This window comes from Streptomyces sp. NPDC037203 (genome assembly GCF_055605065.1).
In genome coordinates, this window is the sequence record NZ_JBVJUC010000002.1 from 953,908 (window position 1) to 979,503 (window position 25,596).

General features: G+C 71.8%; 18 protein-coding genes and 1 tRNA gene. 10 read left to right on the forward strand and 9 right to left on the reverse strand.

Going from position 1 to position 25,596, the window contains the following annotated elements:
• Window positions 1-6 precede the first annotated feature (6 nt).
• The 3 genes from ACZ7EC_RS08790 (at window position 7) to ACZ7EC_RS08800 (ending at window position 3,886) form a co-directional block, all read left to right on the forward strand.
• Complete coding sequence (locus ACZ7EC_RS08790) at window positions 7-339, forward strand: chorismate mutase (protein WP_046426519.1); 333 nt, start codon at window positions 7-9, stop codon at window positions 337-339.
• A 122-nt stretch (window positions 340-461) separates the two neighbouring features.
• Complete coding sequence (pepN, locus tag ACZ7EC_RS08795; protein WP_471059565.1) at window positions 462-2,954, forward strand: aminopeptidase N; 2,493 nt, start codon at window positions 462-464, stop codon at window positions 2,952-2,954.
• A gap of 98 nt (window positions 2,955-3,052) precedes the next feature.
• Window positions 3,053-3,886: an NAD(P)H-binding protein gene (locus tag ACZ7EC_RS08800; RefSeq protein WP_471059567.1), complete on the forward strand. Its 834-nt coding sequence runs from the start codon at window positions 3,053-3,055 to the stop codon at window positions 3,884-3,886.
• Between the two features lie 668 nt (window positions 3,887-4,554).
• Here the strand turns inward: ACZ7EC_RS08800 and ACZ7EC_RS08805 are convergent.
• Entirely contained in the window at window positions 4,555-5,103 is a 549-nt protein-coding gene (locus ACZ7EC_RS08805; protein WP_471059569.1) for a GNAT family N-acetyltransferase, read from the reverse strand.
• 166 nt (window positions 5,104-5,269) lie between these two features.
• Here ACZ7EC_RS08805 and ACZ7EC_RS08810 point away from each other — a divergent pair, with 166 nt between their 5' ends.
• The 3 genes from ACZ7EC_RS08810 to pyk all read left to right on the forward strand — a co-directional run bounded on the left by ACZ7EC_RS08810 (window position 5,270) and on the right by pyk (window position 9,639).
• Window positions 5,270-6,628, forward strand: a complete 1,359-nt coding sequence (locus ACZ7EC_RS08810) for a pyridoxal phosphate-dependent decarboxylase family protein (RefSeq protein WP_471059571.1) — start codon at window positions 5,270-5,272, stop codon at window positions 6,626-6,628.
• Entirely contained in the window at window positions 6,625-8,076 is a 1,452-nt protein-coding gene (locus ACZ7EC_RS08815) for a lysine N(6)-hydroxylase/L-ornithine N(5)-oxygenase family protein (RefSeq protein WP_471059573.1), read from the forward strand. The genes ACZ7EC_RS08810 and ACZ7EC_RS08815 overlap by 4 nt, the downstream gene beginning before the upstream one ends.
• 126 nt (window positions 8,077-8,202) lie before the next feature.
• On the forward strand, window positions 8,203-9,639 hold the full coding sequence (pyk, locus tag ACZ7EC_RS08820) for a pyruvate kinase (protein WP_471059575.1): 1,437 nt from the start codon (window positions 8,203-8,205) through the stop codon (window positions 9,637-9,639).
• 97 nt (window positions 9,640-9,736) lie between these two features.
• Here the strand turns inward: pyk and ACZ7EC_RS08825 are convergent.
• Window positions 9,737-9,811, reverse strand: a tRNA-Leu gene (locus ACZ7EC_RS08825).
• A gap of 100 nt (window positions 9,812-9,911) precedes the next feature.
• On the opposite strand from ACZ7EC_RS08825, the gene ACZ7EC_RS08830 reads away from it, so the two are divergent.
• Window positions 9,912-10,568 (forward strand): ANTAR domain-containing response regulator, encoded by a 657-nt coding sequence (locus ACZ7EC_RS08830; protein WP_471059577.1) that lies wholly within the window; start codon window positions 9,912-9,914, stop codon window positions 10,566-10,568.
• A gap of 70 nt (window positions 10,569-10,638) precedes the next feature.
• Here ACZ7EC_RS08830 and ACZ7EC_RS08835 read toward each other — a convergent pair whose 3' ends face one another.
• The 7 genes from ACZ7EC_RS08835 to ACZ7EC_RS08865 all read right to left on the reverse strand — a co-directional run bounded on the left by ACZ7EC_RS08835 (window position 10,639) and on the right by ACZ7EC_RS08865 (window position 19,770).
• A complete protein-coding gene (locus ACZ7EC_RS08835; RefSeq protein WP_471059579.1) occupies window positions 10,639-11,355 on the reverse strand; it encodes an ABC transporter ATP-binding protein in 717 nt (238 codons plus the stop codon).
• Complete coding sequence (locus tag ACZ7EC_RS08840; protein WP_471059580.1) at window positions 11,352-12,299, reverse strand: ABC transporter ATP-binding protein; 948 nt, start codon at window positions 12,297-12,299, stop codon at window positions 11,352-11,354. The genes ACZ7EC_RS08835 and ACZ7EC_RS08840 overlap by 4 nt, the downstream gene beginning before the upstream one ends.
• A 6-nt stretch (window positions 12,300-12,305) precedes the next feature.
• A complete protein-coding gene (locus ACZ7EC_RS08845; protein WP_471059787.1) occupies window positions 12,306-14,078 on the reverse strand; it encodes a branched-chain amino acid ABC transporter permease in 1,773 nt (590 codons plus the stop codon).
• Between the two features lie 5 nt (window positions 14,079-14,083).
• Window positions 14,084-15,013 carry a branched-chain amino acid ABC transporter permease gene (locus tag ACZ7EC_RS08850; protein ID WP_471059583.1) on the reverse strand — a complete coding sequence of 310 codons (930 nt, stop codon included), beginning with the start codon at window positions 15,011-15,013 and terminating at the stop codon, window positions 14,084-14,086.
• Between the two features lie 109 nt (window positions 15,014-15,122).
• Window positions 15,123-16,346 (reverse strand): branched-chain amino acid ABC transporter substrate-binding protein, encoded by a 1,224-nt coding sequence (locus ACZ7EC_RS08855; protein ID WP_471059585.1) that lies wholly within the window; start codon window positions 16,344-16,346, stop codon window positions 15,123-15,125.
• A 585-nt stretch (window positions 16,347-16,931) separates the two neighbouring features.
• Window positions 16,932-17,420 (reverse strand): hotdog fold thioesterase, encoded by a 489-nt coding sequence (locus ACZ7EC_RS08860; protein ID WP_471059587.1) that lies wholly within the window; start codon window positions 17,418-17,420, stop codon window positions 16,932-16,934.
• Window positions 17,421-17,466: 46 nt separating this feature from the next.
• A complete protein-coding gene (locus ACZ7EC_RS08865; protein ID WP_471059589.1) occupies window positions 17,467-19,770 on the reverse strand; it encodes an FdhF/YdeP family oxidoreductase in 2,304 nt (767 codons plus the stop codon).
• 252 nt (window positions 19,771-20,022) lie between these two features.
• Here ACZ7EC_RS08865 and polA point away from each other — a divergent pair, with 252 nt between their 5' ends.
• The 3 genes from polA (at window position 20,023) to ACZ7EC_RS08880 (ending at window position 25,497) form a co-directional block, all read left to right on the forward strand.
• Window positions 20,023-22,749, forward strand: coding sequence for a DNA polymerase I (gene polA / locus ACZ7EC_RS08870; RefSeq protein WP_471059591.1), 2,727 nt, complete (start codon window positions 20,023-20,025; stop codon window positions 22,747-22,749).
• A 268-nt stretch (window positions 22,750-23,017) separates the two neighbouring features.
• Window positions 23,018-23,422 carry a hypothetical protein gene (locus ACZ7EC_RS08875; RefSeq protein WP_471059593.1) on the forward strand — a complete coding sequence of 135 codons (405 nt, stop codon included), beginning with the start codon at window positions 23,018-23,020 and terminating at the stop codon, window positions 23,420-23,422.
• Between the two features lie 299 nt (window positions 23,423-23,721).
• Complete coding sequence (locus ACZ7EC_RS08880) at window positions 23,722-25,497, forward strand: lytic transglycosylase domain-containing protein (RefSeq protein WP_471059596.1); 1,776 nt, start codon at window positions 23,722-23,724, stop codon at window positions 25,495-25,497.
• Window positions 25,498-25,596: the final 99 nt, after the last annotated feature.

Genomic DNA, 25,596 nt, shown 5'->3' on the forward strand with positions numbered 1-25,596 from the left:
GCGTCCATGACCACCAGCAACACCGGTACGGGTGACGTGGACCCCGCGGTCCGCCAGGAACTGGAGCGGCTGCGCGACAGCATCGACAACATCGACGCGGCCGTCGTCCACATGCTCGCCGAACGCTTCAAGGCCACCCAGCAGGTCGGCCGGCTCAAGGCCGTGCACCAGCTGCCGCCCGCCGACCCGGCCCGCGAGGCCCGCCAGATCGACCGGCTGCGCCGGCTCGCCGAGAACGCCAAGCTCGATCCCGCGTTCGCCGAGAAGTTCCTCAACTTCATCATCGCCGAGGTGATCAGACACCACGAGCGCATCGCCGAGGACACCAACGGCAGCTGAATCCGGAACCCGGAGCCCGGACACCGAATCCCGAACAAGGGGAAGAAAAGGGTAGGTCGGATAATAACCGTGTAACGCTCCTCCGCTGTGCGCTGTCAGTCCCATCAGGCAGCATGGCGTCCATGTCCGTACTCACGCGCGATGAAGCGCAGCTCCGAGCTCAGCTCCTCGACGTCCACCGCTACACGGTCGAACTGGACCTCACCACCGGGGACGAGACCTTCGACTGCCGTACCGTGATCCGGTTCACCACGCGGTCCGACGGGGACACGTTCCTCGAAGTGAAGCCCGCCGAGCTGCGCTCCGTGACCCTCGACGGACAGCCCCTGACCCCGGACGCGCTGCGCGAGGACCGGCTGCTGCTGAAGAACCTCACCGCGGGCGAGCACGAGCTGCGCACCGAGGCGGCCATGCGCTACTCGCGCACCGGCGAGGGCATGCACCGCTTCACCGACCCGGTCGACGGCGAGGCGTACGTCTACACCCAGCTGGCCATGGACGACGTCCAGCGGGTCTTCCCCGCCTTCGACCAGCCCGACCTGAAGGCCGTCTTCGAGATCTCGGTCAAGGCGCCCGAGGAGTGGACCGTCCTCGCCAACGGCGTCACCGAGCGCGGCGCCGACGGCATCTGGCGGGCCGCGCCCACCCCGCCGATCTCCACCTACCTGGTCGCCGTCGCCGCCGGCCCCTGGCACTCGGTGCGCACCGAGCACCGCGGGCTGCCCTTCGGCATCCACTGCCGCCGCTCGCTCGCGCCCCACCTCGACGCCGACGCCGAGGAGATCTTCGAGGTCACGCGCGCGTGCTTCGACCGCTACCACGAGAAGTTCGAGGAGCCGTACCCCTTCGACTCCTACGACCAGGCGTTCGTGCCCGAGTTCAACGCGGGCGCCATGGAGAATCCGGGCCTGGTCACCTTCCGCGACGAGTTCGTCTACCGCTCCGCCGTCACCGACACCGAGCGCCAGCTGCGCGCCATGGTCATCTCGCACGAGATGGCCCACATGTGGTTCGGCGACCTCGTCACCCTCAAGTGGTGGGACGACATCTGGCTGAACGAGTCCTTCGCCGAGTACATGGGCTACCAGACCACCGCCGAGGCCACCCGCTTCACCGACCCCTGGACCGAGTTCGGCGTCACCCGCAAGGCGTGGGGGTACGAAGCGGACCAGCGCCCCACCACCCACCCGGTCGCCCCCGAGGGCGTGGACGACGCCGCCACCGCCCTGCTCAACTTCGACGGCATCTCGTACGCCAAGGGCGCCTCCGCGCTGCGCCAACTGGCGGCCTGGCTGGGCGAGAAGGACTTCCTCGCGGGCATCAACGCCCACTTCGCCCGGCACCGGTTCGGCAACGCGACCCTCGCCGACTTCCTCGACTCCCTCGCCTCCGTCACCGAGCGCGATGTGCGCGCCTGGGCCGACAGCTGGCTGCGCACCACCGGCGTCGACACCCTCACGCCCGTGGTGGAGACCGCCGACGGCGCCTGCACGCTGGCCGTCGACCACCGGGGCAGCCGCCCGCACCGCATCGTCGCCGGGCTGTACGACCACGACGTCGCCGACGAGGACCGGCTGATCCTGCGCGAGCGCCTCGAACTCGACGTCCCGCAGGACACCCCGCGCCCCATCGGCAAGCGCCCCGCGCTCCTCCTGCTCAACGACGGCGACCTCACCTACGCCAAGGTCCGCTTCGACGCCGAGTCCTTCGCGACGGTCCGCAGCAGCCTGTCCGGACTGCCCGACCCGCTCACCCGCGCGATCGTGTGGAACTCCCTGCGGGACGCGGTGCGCGACGGCGAACTCGCGCCCGCCGCCTACCTGGAGATCGCCCGCGCCCATCTGCCGCGCGAGACCGACCTCGCCGTCACGCAGGGCGTGCTCGACTTCGCGCGCGGCCAGATCGCCGACCAGTACCTGCCGGCCGAGGAGCGCCCGGCCGCGCTCGCCACCCTCACCGCCCTCTGCCGCGACCTGCTGCGCCGCACCGAGGACGGCGACCAGCCCGGCCTGCGGCTGATCGCCGTCCGCCAGCTGATCGACGTGGCCGCCCACCCGGACACCATCGCCGCCTGGCTCGCCGACGGCACCGTCCCCGGCGGCCCCGAGCTCGACCCCGACCTGCGCTGGCGCGTCCTCGCCCGGCTCGCCGTACTCGGCGCCACCGACGAGGCCGCCATCGCCGCCGAACTCGCCCGTGATCCGAGCGCCACCGGACAGGAGGGCGCCGCCCGCTGCCGCGCCGCCCTGCCCGACCCGGAGGCCAAGCGCGCGGCCTGGGCGGCGATGTTCGGCGGCGACGAGCTGTCCAACTACCTGTTCAAGGCCACGGCCCACGGCTTCTGGCAGCCCGAACAGGCCGAGCTGCTACGGGAGTACGTGCCGCGCTTCTACGAGGAGTCGGTCCCGCTCGCCGCCCGCCGCGGCCACGCCATCGCCGCCTCCGCCGGCCGCTGGTGCTTCCCGGTGCACGCCGTGGACGCCGAGCACCTGCGTCTGGGCGAGGCATGCCTGGACCGCGACGACCTCACCCCGTCCCTGCGCCGCGCCCTGGCCGACCGCCTGGACGACCTGGGCCGCGCGCTGCGGGCCCGCGAGGGCGGGGCACGGCGGTAGGACCCGCGCCCAGGGCGCCGCCGGTCCGTGCGGCGCCCGGCACCGCCCCCCTAGGCTCGGTGCACCGACATGATCGACCGAGCCGGGAGGCAACCATCGTGATCGCAGTGACCGGCGCGACCGGAAACGTGGGCCGCGCCCTGGTGGACCGACTCCTCGCCGCGGGCCGGCCGGTACGCGCGCTGACCCGCGATCCGGAGCGGGCCGCGCTGCCCGAGCGGGCCGAGGTGGTGCGGTTCCGGTCCGAGGAACCCGCGGCCCTGTTCGACGGGGTGACCGGAGTCTTCCTCTACGCGCAGGCCGTCACCGCACCCCTGCTGGCGGCGGCCCGCGCGGCCGGGGTCCGGCACGCCGTCCTGCTCTCCAGCGGCATCGTCCAGGAGGGCGCCGACGAGACCCACCCCATCCACGCCCTGCACGCCACCGCCGAGCGGCTGATCCGCGACAGCGGCCTCGCGTGGACGTTCCTGCGGCCCAACGCGTTCGCCACCAACGCCCTGCAATGGGCACCCCGGATCCGTGCCGGGAACACCGTCCGGGGCGTCTACGCGGACGCGGTCACCGCGCCGATCCACGAGGACGACATCGCCGCCGTCGCCGAGCGCGCGTTCCTGGACGACGGCCACGAGGGCGCCGTACACCGCCTGACCGGGCCGGAGGCGATCACCAACGCCGGCCAGGTCGCGGCGATCGGCGCGGCCGTCGGCCGGGAGCTGACCTTCGTGGAGGCCGACCCCCGCACGGCCGGCCCCGAGCTGTTCCCGTACCTGGACCCGCACACGCTCGCCCGCCTCCTCGAAACCTTCGAGGCCACCATCGGCGTCCCCCCGGAGATCACCGGCACGGTCGAGCGGATCACGGGCACCCCGGCCCGCACCTTCGCCCACTGGGCCCGTGACCACGCCCCGGACTTCGGCGCCGCCGCGGCCTAGAGGCCGGTTCGCGCCGCGGCCCCGGCGACACGGATCCCGACGCCGTGCAACACCCTCGCCCCGACTCCTGCCTTGGCCGCGGCCCCGGTCCTGACCCCGGCCTTGGCTGCGGTTCGGCTCCTTGCCGCGGCTCCAGCCGCAACACAGGTCTTGGCCTGGGCTCCGGACTTGACCACAGCCCAGGCCCGACTCCGGCCGCGGCTCATGTCTTGGCCCCGGCCCCGGCCCGGACTTCGGCCCGGCTCAGGCCCCGGTCCTGGCCCCGGCTCCGGCCTTGGGTGCGGCTCGGCTCCTGGCCTCGGCTCGTCTCTTGGCCTCGGCTCCGGTCTTGGCCACAGTCCTGGCCACAGTCCTGGCCCCCACTCCGGCGTGGCTGAGGTCTTGGCGCCGGCCCGAACTTCGGCCCCGGCTTCAGCCGCAGCCCAGGCCCGACTCCGGCCGCGGCTCAGGTCTTGGCGTCGGCCATGGCCCCGGTCCCAGCCGCAGCACCGGTCCCGGTCCTGGCCCGACTCCGGTCCCGCCGCGGCCCCGGCTCCGGCTCCGACTTCACTCCGCCCCGGCCTCGGCTCTGGTCCCCCCCCCGCGGCCCCAACTCCGGTCCACCCCGTGGCTCCGGCTCCGGTCCCGCCCCGCTGCGGCCCCGGTTTCGTCCTGGCTCCGGCGGTGGCTCAGGAAGCCCCGTCCCGCCGTCGCAGTACCGCCCGTCGCACTGCCCCCTCCCGTGGGCCCGGCCGCCGGTTCGCGGCGCCCGGTCCGGGGGCCGGGTCGATCTCGAAGCCGAGCCGCTCCAGGAAGCGCTCGCCGGAATGCCAGCCGGGCGGAACCGTCGCCGTCACCAGGGGAGCGTCGCCGGCCCGTGCCAGCAGGGAGCGGGCCAGGGTGCCGCCGAGGCCCCGGCCGCGGGCCCAGGGAGCCAGCAGGAACAGGCCGACGGCCACCGCGCCCGGCTCCGGATGGTCGCGCACCGCGTCCACCACGCCCGCGACCACCCCGTCCCGCTCCAGCACCAGCAGCACCTTGGCGTCCGGGCACGCGCCCTCGGGCAGGGCGTAGCACAGGCTCTGCACATCGCCCGGCGCCGACGGCAGCCCGGTGGCCGCCAGGAAATAGTCCTCGCACTCCTCGAACAGCCGGATCAGCGGTGCCTCGTCCGCCGGGCCGAGTTCACGCACCAGTACCCGCTCGCCGGGCACGTCGAGCATCCACGCTTCCACCATCCGGCCGACGGTAGTGCCGGGCACCGGCTCCAACAAGTTTTCCCCGTACGGCAGTACCCACGCACGGGTTCCGCTCGTTGGAGACAGGGGACCCACGCCCCTCTTCCCGTACCACCCGGAGCCCACCCGGCGCGCCCCGAGCAGCCCCGAGAGCGGAGGCAAGCCCATGCCGACCCAGCCCCTCGCCTCGGGCCCGCACGGCCCGGACGCCCTCCGCCCGCTCCTCGGCACCGTGCTGGACGCGCTGGCGGAAGGCCGCGAGGCGCGCGGCGGCCCGCTGCCCGCGGGTGGACCGGAGGCCACCGCCCGCCGGGTCGCCGACGCGCTCGGGGACGTACTGCCCGACGAGGGCGACCCGGACGGCCTGCGCGTTCTCGTACGGCTCCTCGCCGAGGGCGCCGCCGACCCCGCCGACCCGCTGTGCGCCGGCCATCTGCACTGCCCGCCCCTCGCCGTGGCCACCGCCGCCGACCTCGCGGTCAGCGCCCTCAACCCCTCCCTCGACTCCTGGGACCAGGCCCCCGGCGCCACCGCCCTGGAAGCCGTCGTCGCGCGGGACCTCGCGCGCGCGGCGGGACTGGCCGACGCCCTGGTCACCACCGGCGGCACCGAGTCCAACCAACTCGCCCTGCTGCTCGCCCGCGAGGCCGGCCACGGCAGCGTCCAGCTCGTCTGCGGCGCTTCCGCCCACCACTCGCTGGCCCGCGCCGCCTGGCTGCTCGGACTGCCCGACCCGGTGCTCGTCCCGACCCCCGGCGGCACCCTCGACCCGGCCGCCCTCGACGCCGCCCTCACCGCGCTCCCCGGCCCCCTGCTGGTCGCCGCCACCGCCGGCACCACCGACGCCGGACTCATCGACCCGCTGCCCGAGATCGCCGCCCTGTGCGCGGCCCACGGCGCCCGGCTGCACATCGACGCCGCCTACGGGGGCGGACTGCTGTTCAGCGACCGGCACCGCGCCCGGCTCGCCGGACTCGACGCCGCCCACACCGTCACCCTCGACCTGCACAAACTCGGCTGGCAACCGGTCGCCGCCGGCCTGCTCGCCGTCGCCGACCCGGCCGACCTCTCCGTACTCCACCACCGCGCCGACTATCTGAACGCCGACGACGACACCGAGGCCGGCCACCCCGACCTGCTCGGCCGCTCCCTGCGCACCACCCGCCGCCCCGACATCCTCAAGGCCGCGGTCACCCTGCGCACCCTCGGCCGCCGCGGCCTCGGCGCCCTGGTCGACCACGTCTGCGACCTGGCACGGGAGTTCGCCGCGCTCATCCGGGCGCACCCCGGCTTCGAGCTGTACGACACGCCCGTCATCAGCACCGTCCTGTTCCGCCCCGCCGAGGCCACCGACGCCGCCGTGGCCGGTGTCCGCCGGGAGCTGCTGCACGAAGGCCGTGCCGTCCTCGGCCGCGCCCGGCTCGACGGCCGCCTCTGGCTCAAGGCCACCCTCCTCAACCCCCACACCCGGCCGGACGACCTGGCCCACCTGTTGAAACTCGTCGAAGGAAGCATCCCAAGATGACCCCCCACCCGGCTCCGCAGACGGCCGCCCGCACCTCCCTGCTGCCGCGCCGCGACCCCGACGCGCCCCGCGACCTGGTCGGTATCGGCATCGGCCCCTGCAACCTCTCCCTCGCCGCCCTCGCCCACCCGCTGCCCGAACTCGACGCCGTCTTCTACGAACAGCGGCCCGGCTTCAGCTGGCACCCCGGCCTGCTCATCGAGGGCTCCACCATCCAGGTGCCCTTCCTCGCCGACCTGGTGAGCCTCGCCGACCCGACCAGCCCCTGGAGCTTCCTCAACTACCTCAGGACCCGCGAGCGACTGTTCCCCTTCTACTTCGCCGAGCGCTTCCACATCGAGCGCGCCGAGTACGACGCCTACTGCCGCTGGGCCGCCGAGAGCCTGCCCGGACTGCGCTTCGGCCACCAGGTCGACGCCGTCCGCTGGAACCCCGAACGCGACCTGTTCGAGGTCGACTTCACCCAGCTGGACGCCGACGGCGAGGCCGACGCCCTCGGCCGCGCCTACACCCGCAACCTCGTCCTCGGCGTCGGCACCGTCCCCCATGTGCCGGCCCCCCTCAAGCCCATGGTGGACGCCGAGGGGCTGCCCGTCTGCCATGCCGCCGACTACCTCGACCACCGCGAGGAGCTGCTGGCCGCCGGGCACATCACCGTGGTGGGCTCCGGGCAGTCCGGCGCCGAGATCTTCCTCGACCTGCTGCGCCGCCGCCCGGCCGGCGCGGAGCGGCTGCACTGGATCGGCCGCAGCCCCGCGTTCTCGCCGATGGAGTACTCCAAGCTCGGCCTGGAGCACTTCACCCCCGACTACACCCGCTACTTCCACGCCCTCGCCGAACCCGTCCGCGACCGGCTGGTCGACGCCCAGTGGCAGCTGCACAAGGCCGTCGACGCCGGCACCCTCGCCGCCATCCACGACGAGCTGTACCGGCGCACCCTGGACGGCGGCTGGCCCGACGCCGTCCTCACCCCCGGCGTGCGCGTGCGCACCGCGGGCCGGATCGCCAGCAACAAGATCGAACTCCATCTGGAACACCTGGAGGAGGGCAGCCGCTCCCGGCTCGCCACCGACGCCGTCGTCCTCGCCACCGGCTACCAGCAGCGGCCCCTCGGCCGGCTGCTCGCCGGGCTCGACCCCTATATGCGCCGCGACGCCGCCGAGCGCCCGCGCATCGACGCCGACTTCCGCCTGGTCCTCGACCCCTCGGTCAAGGGCTCCGTCTACGTCCAGAACGCCGAACTGCACACCCACGGCGTCGGCGCCCCCGACCTGGGCCTCGCCGCCTGGCGCGGCGCCACCATCCTCAACTCGCTCACCGGAAAGGAGTCGTACCCCCTTCCGGCCCGTACGGCCTTCACCACCTTCGGGCTGCGCGAACCGCATTCCGCCGTTCCCCAGGCCCGGCACTCCGCCCAGCGGCTCACTCCGCTCGTCGAAGAACGGTGAGCGAATTCGCTCATAGGAGCGGCTGCCCGCACAATTCAACACTTGTCAATAAGGCTTCACCTGAAGGTTGTTGAGTGGTCATGCCGCCCGGAATCTCTACCGGCGGGTAAGCCCTAGGCTCGAACCATGCGCCGAGCAAAGATCGTTTGTACATTGGGGCCCGCCACCGACTCGTACGACCAGATCAAGGCACTGGTCGGGGCCGGAATGGACGTCGCCCGCCTCAACCTCAGCCACGGCACCCGCGCCGAACACGAGGAGCGTTACCAACGCGTGCGCGAGGCTGCCGACGAAACCGGCCGCAGTGTCGGAATCCTCGCCGACCTTCAAGGTCCGAAGATCCGCCTGGGCCGGTTCGCCGAAGGACCGGTACTCCTTGAACGCGGCGATGAATTCACCATCACCGTCGAAGAGGGCGTCGAGGGCGACCGCCACCGGTGCGGCACCACGTACGCGGGGCTCGCCGGTGACGTCGCCCCCGGTGAGCGCGTCCTGGTGGACGACGGCCGAGTCTGCCTGGAGGTCACCGCCGTCGACGGCCCCCGCGTGCGCACCCGCGTGGTCGAGGGCGGCATGGTCTCCGACCACAAGGGCCTCAACCTGCCCGGTGTCGCCGTCTCCGTGCCCGCCCTGTCGGAGAAGGACGAGGAGGACCTGCGCTGGGCGCTGCACGCCGGCGTCGACGTCATCGCCCTGTCCTTCGTGCGCAGCGGTGACGACATCCGGGTGGTGCACCGCATCATGGCCGAGGAGGGCCGCCGCCTCCCGGTGATCGCCAAGATCGAGAAGCCGCAGGCGGTCGCCAACCTGGACGACATCGTGGCCGCCTTCGACGGACTGATGGTCGCGCGCGGCGACCTCGGGGTGGAAATGCCCCTGGAGCAGGTGCCGATCGTCCAGAAGCGTGCCATCAAGCTCGCCCGGCGCAACGCCAAGCCGGTCATCGTCGCCACCCAGATGCTCGACTCCATGATCGACAACTCCCGGCCCACCCGCGCCGAGGCCTCCGACGTGGCCAACGCGGTCCTCGACGGCACGGACGCGGTGATGCTCTCCGGCGAGACCAGCGTCGGCAAGTACCCCGTGGAGACCGTGCGCACCATGGCGAAGATCGTCACGGCGGCCGAGGAGGACATGCTGGCCAAGGGGCTGCCGACGCTGACCGAGCGGAACAAGCCGCGCACCCAGGGCGGCGCGGTCGCCCGCGCGGCCGCCGAGATGGGCGACTTCCTCGGCGCCAAGTTCCTCGTGGCCTTCACCCAGTCCGGGGACACCGCCCGCCGGCTCTCCCGCTACCGGCCGCCGATCCCGCTGCTCGCCTTCACCCCGGTGCCGGCCACCCGCTCCCAGCTCAGCCTCACCTGGGGCGCCGAGACCTTCCTCGGCCCGCACGTGGACTCCACGGACGCCATGGTCGACCAGGTGGACGAGCTGCTGCTGCGGTACGGCCGCTGCGAGAAGGGCGACCTCGTGGTGATCACGGCCGGTTCCCCGCCCGGAGTCTCCGGCTCCACCAACCTGGTCCGCGTCCACCGCATCGGCGAGAACGACCCGGAGGCGTAGCCGTCCGTCCGGCATACGAAAAGGGCCCCTTTGTCGAAGGGGCCCGCACAAACCTGTGAATCGGGAAAACCGGTGACCTTGGAAAACAAGGAAAAAGTGCCCCGAGTCGGACTCGAACCGACACTGTACGGGTTTTGAATCCGTTGCCTGCTGCCAATTGGGCTACCGGGGCTCGCAGAATCCAAGGTTTCCCCCGACCCTCCGCGCGTCCACCATACCGTAGCTAGGTAGGCTCTTGTCAGCAGTACCCCTGCACCGAACGAGGAGCCCCCGTGACCGCCGAGTCGCCCCAGCCCGTAGACGCGCCCGACGACGACAAGTCGCACGTGCCTCCGCTGACGACCCGTGTCGTCATCGCCGAGGACGAGGCCCTGATCCGGCTCGACCTCAAGGAGATGCTGGAGGAGGAGGGCTACACCGTCGTCGGTGAGGCCGGCGACGGCGAGCAGGCCGTCGAGCTGGCCCGCGAGCACCGGCCGGACCTGGTCATCCTGGACGTGAAGATGCCCAAGCTGGACGGCATCTCCGCGGCCGAGAAGATCGCCGAGGAGTCCATCGCCCCGGTCCTGATGCTCACCGCCTTCTCCCAGCGCGACCTGGTCGAGCGCGCGCGGGACGCCGGCGCGATGGCGTACCTGGTCAAGCCGTTCAGCAAGAGCGACGTGGTGCCGGCGATCGAGATGGCCGTCTCCCGCTTCACGGAGCTGAAGCAGCTGGAGCAGGAGGTCGCCGACCTCACCCTGCGCCTGGAGACCCGCAAGCTGGTCGACCGCGCCAAGTCCATCCTCCAGACCGAGTACGGCCTGACCGAGCCGGCCGCCTTCCGCTGGATCCAGAAGACCTCCATGGACCGCCGCATGTCGATGCAGCAGGTCGCCGAGGCCGTGATCACGGACAACGAGGAGAAGAAGGCCGCGAAGAAGGGCTGAGCCCCGGCGGTACGGCGATGCCCGCGCCCCCCTCGCCGGGGGCCGCGGGCATCGCCGTACGCGCAGGGCGTCAGTCCTCGCCCAGATACGCCTTGCGGACCGACTCGTCGTGCAGCAGGTCCTGTCCGGTGCCGGACAGCACGATCGAGCCGACCTCCATCACATGGCCCTGGTCGGCGAGCGAGAGCGCCGCCTGGGCGTTCTGCTCGACCAGCAGGATGGTGGTGCCCTGGGACTTCAGCTCGGCGATCGTCGCCAGGATCTTCTGCATCATGATCGGCGACAGGCCCATGGACGGCTCGTCCAGCATCAGCAGCTTCGGCCGGGACATCAGCGCCCTGCCCATGGCCAGCATCTGCTGCTCGCCGCCCGAGAGGGTGCCCGCGGCCTGCTTGCGCCGCTCGCCCAGGATCGGGAAGAGGTCGTAGGCACGCTGGACGTCCCGCTCGATGCCGTCCTTGTCCTTGCGCAGGAAGGCGCCGAGCTGGAGGTTCTCCGCGATGCTCAGACGCGGGAAGATGTGCCGGCCCTCGGGGGAGTGGGCGAGCCCCAGGGCGACGATCTTGTGCGCCGGGACGCCGGTGAGCGGCTTGCCGTCGAACAGGATCCTGCCGCCGACCGGCTTGAGCAGCCCGGACAGGGTGCGCAGGGTGGTCGTCTTGCCGGCGCCGTTGGTGCCGATGAGGGTCACGACCTGGCCGGCCTCGACGCTGAACGAGATGCCCTTGACGGCCTCGATCTTGCCGTAGGCGACCCTGAGGTCCTCGACCTCCAGCAGTGCGGTCACTGGGTCTCTCCCTCTGTGCTGTCGGCGGTCCCCGCCGCCTCACCCTCGGCGGCCCCGGATCCCGCCGCCTCGCCCCCGGCCGTCTCGCCGCCGGCGGTCCCGGCCCCGGCGGTCCCGGCCGGGGCCGCTCCGGCCTCCGCTGCCTCGACCTCCGCGGCCTCCGCCGCGCCCGGATCGCCCTCGAAGGGCTCGCCCAGGTAGGCGGCGATGACCCGCTCGTCGGCCTGGACGACCTCGGAGGTGCCCTCGATCAGCTTCTCGCCCTGCACGAGCACGGCGACGCGATCGCACAGGTTGAAGATGAACCGCATGTCGTGCTCGATGACGAGGACGGCGATGCCCATGTCCCGGATGGCGAAGACCAGTTCCTCGGTGGCGCGGGTCTCCTGCGGGTTCATGCCCGCCGTCGGCTCGTCCAGGAGCAGCAGGCCCGGCTCGCTGGCCAGCGCCCGCGCGATCTCCAGCTTGCGCTGCTCGCCGTAGGGCAGATTGCGTGCCAGGTGCTCGCGCTTGCCGGCCAGTCCGACGAACTCCAGGAGCTCCACGGCCCGCGCCTCGGACTCGCGTTCGGCCTTGCGGAAGCCGGGGCCGCGCAGCAGCGCCGACCACAGGCCCTCCCTGGTCCGCGTGTGGCGGCCCACGAGGACGTTCTCCAGCACGGTCATGTTGGCGAAGAGGCGGATGTTCTGGAAGGTGCGGGCGATGCCCGCCTGCGTCACCAGGTGCGGCTTGGGCGGCAGCACCTTGCCCTGGTAGGCGACGGTGCCCTCGGTCGGGACGTACAGGCCGGTGAGGCAGTTGAAGAAGGTGGTCTTGCCGGCGCCGTTCGGCCCGATCAGGCCGACGATCTCGCCGCTGTTCACCGTGAAGTCCACGGACCGTACGGCGGTCAGACCGCCGAACCGCATGGTCACGTCACGGGCTTCGAGTACAGGTGTCGTCATGGTTCCTCACGCCCCTGCCTTGGTGACGGCCGCGTCCTCGGACAGCGTCGTCTGTGCCGGTACGTCGAGCTGGCCGGTCTCGTGGAACTCCAGCTTGCGGCGGCGGTCGGCGATGACGCCCTCCGGCCTGAACCGCATGAGCAGGATCAGCGCGACACCGAAGGTGAGCAGCTCGTAGTTCTGCATGAACTGGAGCTTCTCCGGGATGAGGTACAGCAGGCTGGCGCCGAGCAGCGGGCCGCTGACGGTGCCCATGCCGCCGAGGACGACGGCGGCCAGCAGGAAGGCCGAGTTGGGCGGCGCGGCCCCGGCGAACTGGTACGGCTGCGGGTTGACGCTGTAGTTCACGTGCGCCATCACGGTGCCGGCCAGGCCCGCCAGGGAGGCGCCGAGCGCGAAGGCGATCAGCTTGGCCCGGAAGCCGTTGATGCCCATGGCGGTCGCGGCGGTCTCGTCCTCGCGGATGGCGATCCAGGAGCGGCCGATACGGGAGTCGGCGGCACGGGTGAAGACGAGCACCACGATGGCCGTGATGATCAGCATCAGGAACAGGTAGTTGGCGAACCGGCCGAGGGTGAACGAGCCGAGGGTGTGGGCGTCGCCCAGGTTGAACCCGAAGAGTTTGATGTCGGGGATCTGGGTGATGCCGTTGGGACCGCGGGTGATGTTCGGACCGGAGTCGCCGTCCAGGTTGTTGACGGCGATACGGAAGATCTCTCCGAAGCCGAGCGTCACGATGGCCAGGTAGTCACCGCGCAGCCGCAGGGTCGGCGCGCCGATCAGGACGCCGAAGACCAGCGAGGCGGCCATGCCGGTGAGGGCGGCGGCCCAGAAGGGGAACTGCGCGTGGATGGGGGAGTACTCGGAGCCGGAGACCAGAGCGGCCGCGTAGGCGCCGACGCCGAGGAAGGCGACGTAGCCGAGGTCGAGCAGTCCGGTGAGGCCGACGACGATGTTCAGGCCGAGCGCGACGGTGGCGAAGATGAGGATGTTCACGCCGATGTTGGCGTTGTGGTCGTCGCTCTGCGTGAACGGGAAGATCACGGCGGCCACGAACGCCAGGCAGGCCGCGAAGCCCTTGTGGCGGGTGGACATGGTCGCGTACCGGTCGAGGAGCCCGGCGTGCACCAGGCCCCAGGCGGCGAACGCGCAGACCAGCAGGAAGCCGATGAAGGTCTCGCTGTCGTCGTCGTTGATGCCGATGCCGTAGGTGAAGACCACCAGGCCGAGGGCGGTGCCGACGGTGACGACGGCGCGCTCGGCGAGCGGCGACAGGGTGCCGGGGCGGGGCTTTTCGGGCTTGGTGAGGTAGCCCTTGAGGCCGGTGCCCAATGCCGGGCGGGGCAGGGCGAGCGCGCCGAGGACACAGAGCGCGGAGGCCACCATCGCGACGTACGCGCCCGGATCCAGGTTGACCAGGCCGCCGAGGTCGACGGCGATGGCGATGCCGGTGAACCAGCAGACGGTGAACGCCGACAGGCTGGTCAGCAGCACCGGGCTGGTGGCGCCCGACGGGTTGAGCCAGCCCAGGCCCCTGACCCGCCAGACGGCGAGCACGTGCAGCAGGGTGAGCGCGGCGGCGACCAGGGCCAGGATCTGCAGGCCGGCGGGGTAGCCGTAGATGGTCAGATTGCCGGGGAAGTCGGGCGTCCAGGTCCAGCTCATGAAGGCGCTGGCGATGGTGCCGGCGGCGCCGGCGGCGATGAGCGGCCGGGCCACGGCGGGCGGGAGCGGCAGGGGGCCGCGCGCTGCCGGGGTCTGGAGGGTGGTGTCGGTCATGGTGCTCACGCCCTGTCCGCGACGCGTTCGCCGAGCAGGCCCTGTGGCCTGATGAGGAGTACGAGGATGAGGAGGACGAAGGCCCACACCGGCGCCCAGCCCTGGCCGCCGAGCTGGTGCATACCGGGGATGTTGGCGATGTAGGCGGTGGCCATGGCTTCGGCGAGGCCGAGGACGAGACCGCCGAGCATGGCGCCGTAGATGTTGCCGATGCCGCCGAGGACGGCCGCGGTGAACGCCTTGAGACCGGCGAGGAAGCCCATCTGGTAGTCGACGGCGCCGTACTTGAGGCCGTACGCCGTGCCCGCGACCGCCGCGAACAGGCCGCCGATGGCGAACGCGATCACGATGATGCGGTTGGTGTCGATGCCCATCAGCTGGGCGGTGTCCGGGTCCTGCGCGGTGGCCTGCATGGCGCGGCCGGTGCGCGAGAGCCGTACGAAGAAGGCGAGGACCGCCATGCACAGCGGGGCGGCGATGATCAGGAAGAGGTCGCCGCTCTGCACGGTGACCGAGCCCAGGTGGTAGGGCCCGAACGGCAGCTGCGGAAAGACACGGGCGGACTTGGCGTTCGGGTACAGGTTGAAGACGAGCTGCTGGAGCGCGAGCGAGAGACCGATGGCCGTGATGAGGGGCGCCAGGCGTGGCGCGCCGCGCAGCGGCCGGTAGGCGAAGCGTTCGGCGCCGACGGCGATGAGTACGGCGACCAGGGCGCCGCCGACGAGCATCGCCGGCAGGGCTATCCACATGGATATGCCGTGCGGCAGGACGAGATACACCGTGAGGGCGCCGAAGCCTCCCGTCATGAAGATCTCGCCGTGAGCGAAGTTGATGAGCTGGACGATGCCGTACACCATCGTGTACCCGATGGCGATCAGGCCGTACATCGAGCCGAGGAACAGCCCGTTGGCCAGCTGCTGCGGCAGGGTGTTCACCGCATGGCCTCCATGTGGTGGGGAGAGTCAAGAGGGCGGTAGAAGGCGGGCCGCGCGGTGACGGTGGTCAGTGCCGCGCGGCCCTGGGTGTCGCGGTGTGTGCCGCGGGCTACTTGGGGTTGGCGACGCCGCTCTTGACGGCCTTCCACGCGCCGTTGACGACCTGGTAGACGGTCAGCTGCTTGTTCGTGGTGTCACCGAACTCGTCGAAGGAGATCTTGCCGGAGATGCCCTCGAAGGAGTTGTGCTGCACGGCGTCGACCACCTTGGCGCGGGCGTCGTCCGGGAGCTTGCCGTCCTTCACGACCTGGCCGACGGCCTTGATGATCGCGGTGGTGGCGTCGTAGGAGTACGAGCCGTAGGTGCCGTAGTCACCGGGGTACTTCTTGGCCTTGTAGGTGGCCACGAAGTCCTTGGCGGCGGGCAGGGTGTCGACCGGGACGCCGATGGAGGTCGCGAGGTCGCCCTCGGCGGCCTTGCCGGCGGTCTGGATGTAGGTCGGGGTGAACATGCCGTCGCCGCCGAACAGCGGGATCTTGGCGCCGGCGTCCTTGAGCTGCTTGGTCAGCACCTGGGACTCGTCGTACTGGCCGCCGTAGTACAGGATGTCGGCGCCGGAGCTCTTGATCTTGGTGACGAGGGTGGAGAAGTCGCGGTCGCCCACGCTCACGTGGTCGGTGCCGATGACCGTGCCGCCCTGCTTGGTGAACTGCTCCTTGAAGATCTTGGTGAGGCCGGCGCCGTAGGTCTGCTTGTCGTCGACGACGAACGCCTTCTTCTTGTGCAGCCCGTTGAAGGCGTAGTCCGCCGCGAACGCGCCCTGGAGGGCGTCGGTGGTCGCGGTGCGGAAGTAGGTCTTGAACGGACGGACCTTCTTGGTCTGCCAGTTCTTGCCCTGCGTCAGCTCGGGGGAGGTGTTGGACGGGGAGATCTCCACCAGGTTGGCGGTGTCCAGGACCTGCTGCATCTGGGTGGCCACACCGGAGTTGAGCGGGCCGACCACACCGAGGACGTCCTTCTCGGCGACCAACTGGGTGGCGTTCTGCTGGCCGGTGGCCGGGATCGCCTTGTCGTCCAGGGCCTTGACCTTGAAGGTGACGCCGGGCACGGTCTTGTTCTTGTTCGCGTCGTCGACCGCTATCTGCGCGCCGTACTGGATGCCGAGGCCGGTCGCGGAGTTCTGGCCGGTCAGCGGCGCGTCCACGCCGATGGTGACCGTCACGTTGCCGCTGTCGCCGCCCTTGCTGTCGTTGTTGCGGGAGCCGCAGGCGGTGAGAGTCAGAGCCCCGGTCGTCAGAACGGAGGCGAGAATCACCAGAGAACGCTGTCGCACAATCGATCCTTTCCGCAGGCATGGGCGGTCCCTGGAACGGGACGGCGTAGAGCCGCGTTGGTACCGAACTCCCGTTGGAGCGGTGACTGGCCGTGACTCTAAGCCCGCTATGGAGACCTGGGCAGCGCCGTGGGCTTCCTTGTGACTTTCTTGTTATGACGGCGTGGACGGGAAAGTTCCGCCGGGGATACTCTCGGCCGGTTTGGCGGAATTTCCCCGAGGTCCACATTTTGAGAATGCGCACTTCCGGTTGGCCCTCGTGCCGAGGTCGCGGCCCGGAGAGCCCCGCGCCCCAGGGGCGCCCGGCGAAGATCACCCGCGGGCGCGGCTCCGCGCCGGAGGCGGAAGGGGGCTTATTGCGCGCGTGTTACGCAGCGTTACGCCGGAAAATAAAGGTGCGGTGTACAGCAATTTCGGTCGGCCGGGCGCCGGTATATCCGTCTCCGTCTCACGAGCCGTCAAGGGGTCGTCTCGGCCGGACGCGGGAATTCCACTTTCCGTATGCGGGATGGCGCGGTATCGGAGACAAAAAGGCCCGGTCCCACCCCTTTTGGGGAGTGGGCCGGGCCTTTCGTTGAGGAGCCGTCAGACCGCCGCGGGCGCCTGCTCGCCGTTTCGCGCGCCGAGGTCGCGGAGCATGCAGGTCAGCCGCGCGCTGCACACCCGGCGGCCCTGCTCGTCGCTGATGACGACCTCGTACGTCGCCGTCGACCGGCCCCGGTGCACGGGCGTGGCCACGCCGGTCACCAGGCCCGAGCGGACCCCGCGGTGATGCGTGCAGTTGAGGTCCACGCCGACCGCGACCTTGGTGCTGCCGCCGTGCAGCATCGCGCCGACCGAGCCCAGCGTCTCCGCGAGCACCGCCGAGGCGCCGCCGTGCAGCAGGCCGTACGGCTGCGTGTTGCCCTCCACCGGCATCGTCCCGACGACCTTGTCGGCGGACGCCTCCAGGATCTGCACGCCCATCCGCGTGCCGAGGTCGCCGGCCGAGAACAGGGCGGGCAGGTCCACGCCGAGCGCCGCGTACTCCTCGATGACCTCCTGCGGGAATCGCACCTGCTGCTGCTCGCCCATGGGCCGGCTCCGTTCGTCGTACACCTGTCTTAACCTGAGCGAACGCTCAGTCGGTCGCCGATTGTTCCAGACGGCCTTCCACGTGCGCCTCCAGGCGTACGATCACCGACTTGCTGGCCGGGGTGTTGCTGGTGTCGGCCGTCGCGTCCAGCGGCACCAGCACGTTGGTCTCCGGGTAGTAGGCGGCCGCGCAGCCGCGGGCCGTCGGGTAGAGCACCACCCGGAAGCCGGGCGCCCGCCGCTCCACGCCGTCCCGCCACTCGCTCACCAGGTCCACGTACGTCCCCTCGGCGAACCCGAGCGCCCGCGCGTCCTCGGCGTTCACCAGCACCACCCGGCGGCCGCCCGTGATGCCCCGGTAGCGGTCGTCCAGGCCGTAGATCGTGGTGTTGTACTGGTCGTGCGAGCGCAGCGTCTGCAACAGCAGCCGCCCCGCGGGCAGTTCGGGGTACTCCACCGGCGCCGCCGTGAAGTTCGCCTTGCCGGTGGCGGTCGGGAAGCGGCGCTCGTCGCGCGGCGCGTGCGGCAGCGCGAATCCGCCGGGCCGGGCCACCCGCGCGTTGAAGTCCGCGAACCCCGGCACCACCCGCGCGATACGGTCGCGGACGGCCGCGTAGTCCTTCTCGAACTCCTCCCACGGCACGACGCTGCGCTCCCCGAGCACCGCACGCGCCATCCGGCACACGATCGCCGGCTCGGACAGCAGATACCCGCTCGCGGGCGCCAGCCGGCCGCGCGAGGCGTGCACCATGCCCATGGAGTCCTCGACGGTCACGAACTGCTCGCCGCTCGCCTGCGCGTCGCGCTCGGTGCGGCCCAGGGTGGGCAGGATCAGCGCCCGCGCGCCGGTGACCGTGTGCGAGCGGTTCAGCTTGGTCGACACATGCACCGTCAGGCGCGCCCGCCGCATCGCCGCCTCGGTCACCTCCGTGTCCGGGGACGCGGAGACGAAGTTGCCGCCCATGGCGAAGAACACCTTCGCCTCGCCGTCGCGCAGCGCGCGGATCGCCCGTACGACGTCGAAGCCGTGCTCCCGCGGGGGAGCGAAGCCGAACTCCCGCTCCAGCGCGTCCAGGAAGGCGGGCGCGGGCCGCTCGAAGATGCCCATCGTGCGGTCACCCTGCACGTTGGAATGGCCGCGCACCGGGCACACACCCGCACCCGGCCGGCCGATGTTGCCGCGCAGCAGCAGGAAGTTGACGACCTCGCGGATCGTCGGCACGGAGTGCTTGTGCTGGGTCAGACCCATCGCCCAGCACACGATGGTCCGCTCGGAGGCGAGCACCAGCTCCAGCGCCCGCTCGATCTCCGCGCGGCCCAGACCGGTGGCGGCCAGCGTCTGCTCCCAGTCGGCGGACCGCGCGGCCTTGGCGAACTCCTCGAATCCATGCGTGTGTTCCCGCACGAACTCCTCGTCGACCGCGTCCTCGGTCTCCAGGATCAGCTTGTTCAGAAGACGGAAGAGTGCCTGGTCGCCGCCGATGCGGATCTGGAGGAACAGATCGGTGAGGGCGGCGCCCTTGAGCATGCCCTGCGGGGTCTGCGGGTTCTTGAACCGCTCCAGGCCGGCCTCGGGCAGCGGGTTGACGCTGATGATCTTCGCGCCGTTGGCCTTGGCCTTCTCCAGCGCGGACAGCATCCGGGGGTGGTTCGTGCCCGGATTCTGGCCTGCCACGATGATCAGATCGGCCTGGTAGAGGTCTTCCAGGAGGACGCTGCCCTTGCCGATGCCGATGGTCTCCGTGAGCGCCGAGCCGGACGACTCGTGGCACATGTTGGAACAGTCCGGCAGGTTGTTCGTGCCCAGCTCGCGCGCGAACAGCTGGTACAGGAACGCCGCCTCGTTGCTGGTGCGGCCCGAGGTGTAGAAGACGGCCTCGTCCGGGGAGGCGAGCGCGGCGATCTCCTCGGCGATGATGCCGAAGGCGCGCTCCCAGGTGACCGGCTCGTAATGCGCCGCCCCTTCGGGGAGGTACATGGGATGGGTGAGCCGGCCCTGCTGGCCCAGCCAGTACCCGCTCCTGGTCGCCAGGTCGGCGACGGGGTGCGCGGCGAAGAACTCCGGGGTGACCCGGCGCAGGGTGGCCTCCTCGGCCACCGCCTTCGCGCCGTTCTCGCAGAACTCCGCGGTGTGCCGGTGCTCCGGCTCCGGCCAGGCGCAGCCCGGACAGTCGAAGCCGTCCTTCTGGTTCACCCGCAGCAGCGTCAGCGCGGTGCGCTTGACCCCCATCTGCCGCTGTGCGATCCGCAGGGTGTGCCCGATGGCCGGCAGCCCCGCCGCCGCGTGCTTCGGCTCCGCGACCTGCGGCGCGTCCTGCACCGGATCACCCTTCGGCGGCTTCGTCGCCATCGCACGCTCCCCTTCGACTGCGTCTCCCACGTACGGGCCCGATCCTCCCACGGGGCACCGACACCGGGAACGGGCGGTTCCATGAGGGCGGGGAGGGGGGGCATCTCCACTCGGTGGCCGGCCCCGGCGCCTGTCCGCCCGGCGGTCCGCCGTCGTCTCCTGTCCCGCTCGTGTCCCGCTCGGCCCCCGCCGGAGGCGGCCCGCGGGCGCACGCGGTCCGGAGTGTCAGTGGGGCGTGGCAGGATCGGTGGCGTGGCAGAGACAGCATCGAAGAAGACCGACAAGACCCCCGGCGGCGACCGTCCCCGGCTGATGCTCATGGACGGGCACTCGCTGGCCTACCGCGCGTTCTTCGCGCTGCCCGCGGAGAACTTCACCACCGCGACGGGCCAGCCGACGAACGCGATCTACGGTTTCGCGTCGATGCTGGCCAACACCCTGCGTGACGAGGCGCCCACCCACTTCGCCGTGGCCTTCGACGTCTCCCGCAAGACCTGGCGCTCCGAGCGCTTCACCGAGTACAAGGCGAACCGCTCCAAGAGCCCCGACGAGTTCAAGGGCCAGGTCGAGCTGATCGGCGAGCTGCTGGACGCGATGCACGCGCCGCGCTTCGCCGTCGACGGCTTCGAGGCCGACGACATCATCGCCACCCTCGCCACCCAGGCCGAGGCCGAGGGCTTCGACGTACTGATCGTCACCGGCGACCGCGACTCCTTCCAGCTGGTCAGCGAGCACACCACCGTGCTCTACCCGACCAAGGGCGTCTCCGAGCTGACCCGGTTCACCCCGGAGAAGGTTTTCGAGAAGTACGGCTTGACGCCCGCCCAGTACCCCGACTTCGCCGCCCTGCGCGGCGACCCGTCCGACAACCTCCCCGGCATCCCCGGCGTCGGCGAGAAGACCGCCGCGAAGTGGATCAACCAGTTCGGCTCGTTCGCCGAGCTGGTCGAGCGCGCCGAGGAGGTCAAGGGCAAGGCGGGCCAGAACCTCCGCGACCACCTGGAATCGGTCAAGCTCAACCGCGTCCTCACCGAGCTGGAGCGCCAGGTCGAGCTGCCGAAGTCGGTCACCGACCTGGAGCGCGCGCCGTACGACCGCAAGGGCGTCGCGATGATCCTGGACACCCTGGAGATCCGCAACCCGTCCCTGCGCGAGCGCCTCTTCGCCGTCGACCCCGGCGCCGAGGAGGCCGAGACCACCCCGGTCACCACCGAGGGCGTCGAGGTCGACGGCACCGTCCTGCGCACCGGTGAGCTCGCCCCCTGGCTCGCCGAACACGGCACGCAGCCCCTGGGCGTCGCCACCGTCGACACCTGGGCGCTGGGCACCGGCTCGGTCGCCGAGGTCGCCCTGGCGGCGGCCGGTGGAGCGGCCGCCTGGTTCGACCCCGCGGAACTCGACGAGGCCGACGAGAACGCGTTCGCGGCCTGGCTGGCGGACGCCGGGCGCCCCAAGGTGTTCCACAACGCCAAGGGCGCCATGCGCGTCTTCGCCGAGCACGGCTGGCGCATCGACGGCGTGCGCATGGACACCGCGCTCGCCGCCTACCTGGTCAAGCCCGGCCGGCGCTCCTTCGACCTGGACGCGCTGTCCCTGGAGTACCTGCACCGTGAGCTTGCCCCCGCCGCCGCGGCCGACGGCCAGCTGGCCTTCGGCACGGACGAGGCCGCCGAGGCCGAGGCCCTGATGATCCAGGCCCGCGCCGTCCTGGACCTCGGCGAGGCGTTCGAAGGCCGCCTGGAGGAGGTCGGCGCCGCCGATCTGCTGCGCGACATGGAACTGCCCACCTCCGCCCTGCTCGCCCGCATGGAGCGGCACGGCATCGCCGCGGACCGCGCGCACCTCGACGCGATGGAGCAGATGTTCGCCGGTGCGGTGCAGCAGGCCGTGAAGGAGGCGCACGCGGCCGCGGGCCACGAGTTCAACCTGGGTTCGCCCAAGCAGCTCCAGGAGGTCCTCTTCGGCGAGCTGGCCCTGCCCAGGACCAAGAAGACCAAGACCGGCTACACCACGGACGCCGACGCCCTGGCCTGGCTCGCCACCCAGACGGACAACGAGCTGCCGGTGATCATGCTCCGCCACCGCGAGCAGGCCAAGCTCCGCGTCACCGTCGAGGGCCTGGTCAAGACCATCGCGGGCGACGGCCGTATCCACACCACCTTCAACCAGACGGTGGCCGCGACCGGCCGGCTGTCCTCCACGGACCCGAACCTCCAGAACATCCCGGTGCGCACCGACGAGGGCCGGGCGATCCGCCGCGGCTTCGTCGTCGGCGAGGGCTTCGAGTCCCTGATGACCGCCGACTACAGCCAGATCGAGCTGCGCGTGATGGCGCACCTCTCCGAGGACGAGGGCCTGATCAGGGCGTTCACCTCCGGCGAGGACCTGCACACCACCGCCGCCGCCCAGGTCTTCGGCGTCGAGCCGGCCGCGGTGGACGCGGAGATGCGCCGCAAGATCAAGGCGATGTCGTACGGCCTGGCGTACGGCCTGTCCGCGTTCGGCCTCTCCCAGCAGCTGAACATCGAGGCGGCGGAGTCCCGCGCCCTGATGGACGCGTACTTCGAGCGCTTCGGCGGCGTCCGCGACTATCTGCGCCGCGCCGTGGACGAAGCCCGCGCCACGGGTTACACGGCGACCGTCTTCGGCCGCCGCCGCTACCTGCCCGACCTCAACAGCGACAACCGCCAGCGCCGCGAGGCCGCCGAGCGGATGGCCCTCAACGCGCCCATCCAGGGCACGGCGGCGGACATCGTCAAGATCGCCATGCTCAAGGTGGACTCCGCCCTGCGGGCCGCGGACCTGAAGTCCCGGATGCTCCTCCAGGTGCACGACGAAATCGTCCTGGAGGTCGCCCCCGGCGAGCGCGCCCGCGTCGAGGAACTCGTCCGCCACGAGATGTCCAACGCCGTGACCCTCAAGGCCCCCCTGGACGTCTCGGTCGGCGTCGGCCCGGACTGGGAGTCGGCGGCGCACTGACGCCTCTCGCTCGGGTCCTGCCGGGCCCGCGCGGCACCCCCGCGCTCCCCGCGGCGCCCGCCGCATCCGGGCCGCATCCGGGCCGCACCTGCGCGGGGGTGCCGTACTCCGACGGAATACGGCACCCCCTGCGGCCCGCCGTCCCCGCAACCCGGAATCGTCCATTCCGCACCAGCACCACAAAGACGGCTCAACCCCCGGCGGGACCGTCACTCACGTGGCCCCCGCCAAAACGCCTCCCGCCCTCCGCAGCCGCAACACTGCGGGCATGGGTATACGCATGCTTCACCGCCGGACGCCCGAGGCAGTCAGCCGGGTCTGGGCGGACACCGCCTCGGCGCAGGCACTGCCCGCCTCGCCGGTCCCGGCCCTCGCGGCCGGCGCAAGCACCGCCCGCATCCCCGCCGACCCCGCCACGGCCCTGCGCAGGACCGCCCGGAACGCCCGGCGCGGGCTCAAGGACCGCGCCGCCCGGACTCGCACCGCCGCACTGGCCGGCCGGGCCCCCGACTGGCGCCAGTGGGCCGATCTGGCCCGCGGCTATCTCGCGCTCACCCTCACCCTGGTGCCGAGGTCCCGCCCCCGCCCCACCCTCACGGTCTTCGTCGCGCCCCTCGCCGAACGCCCGGCCCGCCGGGACCCGCGCGACCCCGGACCGCGCGCCGCCTTCTGACGGCAGGCCATTCCCCCCGAACTCAAGAGCGGGCCAGCGTCACCGCCCTGGCGCAGCGCCGGGCGTGCCCACCCCAACGGCAGGTGGCCAACCGGTGAAAATCGGGCACGAACGGGTGCCCCCGCAAAGCAAGTTGTCGTAGGGTCGCCTGCGGCGCCGTGCCGGGCGCACGGGCCGACACCCATCGCACAGGTGAAAGGGCGGCACAGGGGCAACCGGAACGCCGGGTCGTACGTCAGACCAAGGCGGGACACACATGTGGATACGGACGCAGGACGTCCTTGGGAGGGGTTCACTCTATGGCGGCGCATTTCGGCAGGCGGCTGCGCAAGGGGGCGGCGACCACCGCCGTGGCCGCGGCGGCGGTCGCGGCTCTGTCCGCGTCCCAGGCTCCGGGAGCGACCGGCGAGGACCACGGCAGACCGGCGACGGCCGGCGCCTCCGCCCCCGTACCGGACCCCGCCGCGGGCGGCGACGCCACGGGCAACTCGCCGTACTACACGGACCTGCCGCCCCTGAACAGCCCCAACCCCAGCCCCTCGCCGAGTGCCGGCCCTCCCGTCGTCCAGGGCGCGGGCGAGGCCGGCATACCCGCCACGGTCCTCGACGCGTACAAGAAGGCCGAGGCGGAGCTGCGCACCTCCAAGCCCGGCTGCAACCTGCCCTGGCAACTCCTCGCCGCCATCGGCAAGGTGGAGTCCGGCCAGGCGCGCGGCGGCGAGGTCGACGCCGCCGGCACCACGCTGCGACCGATCCTCGGACCGGTCCTCGACGGCAACGGCTTCGCGCTCATCAAGGACACCGACCACGGCGCGTACGACGGCAACGCCCAGTACGACCAGGCCGTCGGACCCATGCAGTTCATCCCGTCCACCTGGGCCTGGGCCGGCCGCGACGGCAACGGCGACGGCAAGAAGGACCCCAACAACATCTACGACGCCGCCCTCGCCGCCGGCCACTACCTGTGCCGCGGCGACCGGGACCTGTCCCAAGAGGCCGACCTGCACAGCGCGATCCTCGGCTACAACGACTCGCAGGACTACCTGAACACCGTCCTGTCGTGGATGGAGTACTACAGCAAGGGCACCTACTCCGTGCCCGACGGCACCGGGCCCGCGCCCGGCCACCGCAGCGACGACGACACCCCGCGCACGACGCCGGCACCCGTGGACCCGCACCAGGGCAAGCCCGGCCCGAAGGACCACGGCAAGCCGGGTTCGAAGGACCAGGGCGGCCGGCCGGGCCCCTCGCCCACCGACCCCGGTGGCGGCCAGGACGGCGGCGACCCGGCCCCGCGCCCGCCGGGGACGCCCGCCCCGCCCACCCCCACCGACACGGTGGACCACCTGGAAGACGCGGCCACGGTCACCACCAAGCTCACCGCGATGGCCGGACACGCCTTCACGGGGACGATCAGCGCCCGCGCCGAGACCGCGTCGGGCGCCCCGGTGGCCAAGGTCAGGATCCGGTTCACCGTCTCCGCGGACTCCGACGCCACCTTCGACGGCGAGGACGTGGCCACGGTCACCACCGACGCCCGGGGCATCGCCAAGGCGCCGGTGCTCACGGCGGGCGAGAAGACCGGCGACTTCAAGGTCACCGCGACCGTCGTGGGCCGCTCGGTCAAGGGCGTGGACTACCGGGCGACCGTCACCGAACGCGGCGCCGACGAGCTGACCGCCGTCACCGCCGGGGACACCCCGCTGACCTGCACGCCGGGCGGTGAGTTCGCCGACCGGGTCAAGGTGAAGGCGACGTACAAGGGCGCCGTCGCGGACCAGGTCGCGGCCACCGCCACCCTGGTCACGTCCGCCATCGACGCCACCGAGAACGACAAGGGCCCCTACTTCAAGGACGCCACCGGCAAGGCCGTACGCACCCTCACCGGGCTGAAGACCGACGCCGAGGGCCAGTTGACGCTGCCGAAGCTGTACGCGGACGACACCACCGGCACCTTCCTGCTGCGCATCACCACGCCCGGCGGCGGCACCCTCACCGTCCGGCTGACGGTGGCCGCCGACGGCACCGCCACGACCAGCCCGTCCCCGTCCCCGAGCGCATCCGCCACCTCCTGACCCGACCGGACCCCGACGGCGCCCTCCCCGCCCCCCGCGAGGAGGGCGCCGTCCGTCCGTGCCGACGCCCGGTCAGGGAACCGTCCGCGGGCCGCCCGT